The 1799-nt window shown below is 72.7% G+C and carries 2 protein-coding genes; both read left to right on the top strand.

Annotation, left to right across the window (positions count from 1 at the left end; translation table 11 throughout):
* On the top strand, positions 1-891 hold an 891-nt coding region (locus tag VFF46_RS13685; protein ID WP_325037481.1), incomplete at its 5' end, for a tetratricopeptide repeat protein.
* A gap of 69 nt (positions 892-960) precedes the next feature.
* Positions 961-1799: MurR/RpiR family transcriptional regulator (locus VFF46_RS13690; protein WP_325037482.1), on the top strand; the 839-nt coding region annotated here is incomplete at its 3' end.

Consider the following 1799-nt stretch of genomic DNA (forward strand, 5'->3'; position numbering starts at 1 on the left):
GGGGCGGTCGACCTGTCGTCCCTCCGCAAGCCGGCCGGCGCGGCGCCCGCGGCCGGCGGTGCACCGGCGGCGGCCGGTGGCGGTGCCTACGCGCTCGAGGTCACCGAGGCGAACTTCCAGGCCGACGTGATCGAGCGCTCGTTGCAGGCCCCGGTCGTGGTCGAGCTGTACTCGCCGCGGGCGCAGGGCGGCCTGGGCGACGTGCTGGTCAAGCTCTCGACGGAGTACGCCGGGAAGTTCCTGCTGGCCCGGATCGACGTCGACGCGAACCCCCAGGTCGCGCAGGCGTTCGGCGTCCAGGCGGTGCCGGTCGTGATCGCGATCCTGCGCGGGCAGCCGGTCCCGCTGTTCCAGGGCGTGCTGGGCGAGCCGGAGGTCCGGCAGTACCTCGACCAGCTGCTGACGGTCGCGGTCGCGAACGGGATCACCGGGCGCGCGGAGCCGATCGGCCCGGTCGCGGAGCCGGTGGCGGAGGACGCGCCGAACCCGCGGTACGAGAAGGCCGAGAACGCGGTCGCCGCGGGCGACCTGGACGGCGCGATCGCGGCGTACGAGGAGCTGCTCAAGGAGACGCCGAACGACGCCGAGGCGAAGTCGGGGCTGGCCCGGGTGCAGCTGGTCAAGCGCACCCAGGACGTGCCGGCCGACATCCGGACGCGGGCCGCGGACAACCCGGCCGACGTCGAGGCGCAGCTGCTGGTCGCGGACGTGGACCTGATGGGCGGGCATGTCGACGACGCGTTTGCCCGGCTGATCGCGACCGTCCAGGCGACGTCCGGCGACGAGCGCAACGCCGTACGGCTGCACCTGCTGGAGCTGTTCGACGTGGTCGGCGCGGACGACGAGCGCGTCGTGAAGGCTCGCCGCCGGTTGATGGCCGCGCTGTTCTGACCGCGGTGGCCGGAATCGGCCAGTGTGAATTGTTGTAAAGGTGCTTGAAGTGCTCTGAGAATTCTTTACATGAGCACTGCCGAGTCACCGCTGCCGAGTCTCGAGGCGCGGATCCACGGCCTGCTGCCGGTGCTCAGCCCGGCGCAGGAGCGGATCGCGGCCGAGGTGCTGCGGGATCCGGCGGCGGTGGCGTCGTCGACGATCGGGCAGCTGGCGGAGCGTTGCGGTACGTCGCTGCCGAGCGTGACGCGGTTCTGCCTGGCGCTCGGCCTGTCCGGGTACGCCGAGCTGCGGCTGACGCTGGCGGCCGAGAGCGGCCGGACAAGTCCGAGCTGGGAGCGCGGTACCGGGTCCGAGGTAGGGCCGGACGACTCGCTGGACGACGTACTGCGGACCCTGCTCCGGACGGACACCCGCGCGCTCGAGGACACCGTCGCGGCGCTCGACGTCGGTGCGCTCGGGCGGGCCGCGGCGGCGATCTCGGATGCGCGGCGGATCGACCTGTACGCGGTGGCCGGGTCCGCGGCGGTGGCCGAGGATCTGCGGTTGCGGCTGCATCGGATCGGGCGGGCCGCCAGTACCTGGAGCGACGTCCACACGGCGTTGGCGAGTTCCGCCTTGCTTGGTGCGGGTGATGTCGCGGTCGGGATCTCGCACAGCGGCGAGACGCTGGAAGTCATCGAACCGCTGACCGGATCCGGCCGGCAGGGCGCGACGACCGTGGCCGTCACCAACTATCCGCGCTCGCCGCTCGCGGAGGTCGCGGACATCGTCCTGGTCACCGCCGCCCGCGACGTGACGCTCCGCACCGGGGGTCTGTCCGGTCGCCACGCCCAGATGCTCGTCCTGGACGCCCTGTACCTGGGTGTCGCCCAGCGCGACTACCCCCTGGCCGAACAGGCCTTCGA

Origin of the sequence: Kribbella sp. (genome assembly GCF_035655035.1) — a bacterium.
In the GTDB taxonomy this organism is placed as follows: domain Bacteria; phylum Actinomycetota; class Actinomycetes; order Propionibacteriales; family Kribbellaceae; genus Kribbella.